Source organism: Micromonospora lupini str. Lupac 08, from assembly GCF_000297395.2.
GTDB lineage: Bacteria > Actinomycetota > Actinomycetes > Mycobacteriales > Micromonosporaceae > Micromonospora > Micromonospora lupini.
Genome location: NZ_HF570106.1, coordinates 1 through 1,327 on the forward strand (window position 1 = coordinate 1; position 1,327 = coordinate 1,327).

The window sequence follows — 1,327 nt, forward strand, 5'->3', positions numbered from 1 at the left end:
CTAGCTGCTCGACGACGAAGGCACGGACCTCGGCTCTCATGGATACCCTCTCTGCGTGGACCAACTGACGGTGTCCGATCGGGACACCGCGTACGTGTGGGTCGGTCGGGACACCGGCGGTCGGCCGGGTCCGCCGTGCGGTTGCTGCGGCGGGCGGGCGCGGCGCTGCTCGGGCGCGCCGAGGCGGAGGTGGTGCTGGCACACGGCCCCGCCGGCAACCCGGTCGTACGGATCGCCGGGCCGGCGAACGCCGGGCCCGTCGAGCTGCCGGTAAGCGTCAGCCGCGCCGGTCGGATCGTGGTGGTCGCCGCGCGTGCGGCCGGCCCGGTCGGCGTGGACGTGGAGGAGGTCCGTCCGCTGCCCGCGCTCGCGCTGGCCCGTCGCTGGTTCGCGCCGGCCGAGCTGGCCTGGCTTGCCGGTCGAGGAGAGGCCGGCCGGGCGGTGGACTTCCTGCGGCTGTGGACCGCCAAGGAGGCGGTCGGCAAGGCGCTCGGCCGAGGGCTGCGCGCCGGCGGACTGCTCCGGGAAATGCCCCCGCCGGACGGGCCCGGGCTGCCGCTGCGCCAGGTGCCCGGCGGCGAGCCCCTGCGGGTCGGCCATCCGGACCTGGGTGCCGGTTTCGTCCTGGCGCTCGCCGTGCGGGCGGAGGACGGCGTCGACGTCGCGGTCGAGGTCGAGGTCGACGTGGAGGTGGTGCAGCGGGCCGGTCACGGCGTCGCCGCCGAGCGCAGCGCGCCGGTCGACCGGACCAGCTTGCCCGTGGTGGTGCGGGGCAACGCATCGAGCAGGCGCAGCACCCGGGGTCGCTTGTAGCCGGCCAACCGCTCGGCGAGGAGCTTGTCCAGCATCTCCTCCGACAGGGGGCCGTCCGGCTGGACGTACGCGGTGATGCCGTCGTCCCACACCACCACGGCGGCGGCCACGCCGGGCAGCTCGGCGACGGTGGCCTCCACCTCGGTGAGGTCGACCTTCATCCCGCCCACCGAGACCTGCGAGTCGAGCCGGCCGCGCACGGTGACCAGGCCGGAGTCGGTGTCGACGGTGCCGGCGTCGCGGGTGTGCAGCCAGCCGTCGGCCCACCGGGTCGGGTCGCTCAGTCCGACGTACGGCGACGCCGGGCAGGACACCCACAGCTCGCCGGCGGACTCGCGGACCTCGATGCCAGGCGCCGGGGCGATCGACGGCCGGTGGGAGCCGTGCAGGTCGGTGCCGATCACCCCGACCTCGGTCATCCCGTACATGTTGCCCAGCGGCACCCCGTACCGGTCGGTGAACGCCTGGGCCACCGCGGCCGGCACCAGCTCGCCGCCGGTGGTCATCCGCCGCA

2 protein-coding genes are annotated in these 1,327 nt (G+C 75.7%); one reads left to right on the forward strand and one right to left on the reverse strand.

Features of this window, described 5'->3' with window-relative positions; all coding sequences use genetic code 11:
- The first annotated feature begins 135 nt into the window (after positions 1-135).
- Positions 136-813 (forward strand): 4'-phosphopantetheinyl transferase family protein, encoded by a 678-nt coding sequence (locus MILUP08_RS33545; protein ID WP_237747000.1) that lies wholly within the window; start codon positions 136-138, stop codon positions 811-813.
- Here the strand turns inward: MILUP08_RS33545 and MILUP08_RS00015 are convergent.
- A partial coding sequence (locus MILUP08_RS00015; RefSeq protein ID WP_039904975.1) for a class I adenylate-forming enzyme family protein occupies positions 708-1,327 on the reverse strand: 620 nt, incomplete at its 5' end. The two genes, MILUP08_RS33545 and MILUP08_RS00015, sit on opposite strands and share 106 nt — an antisense overlap.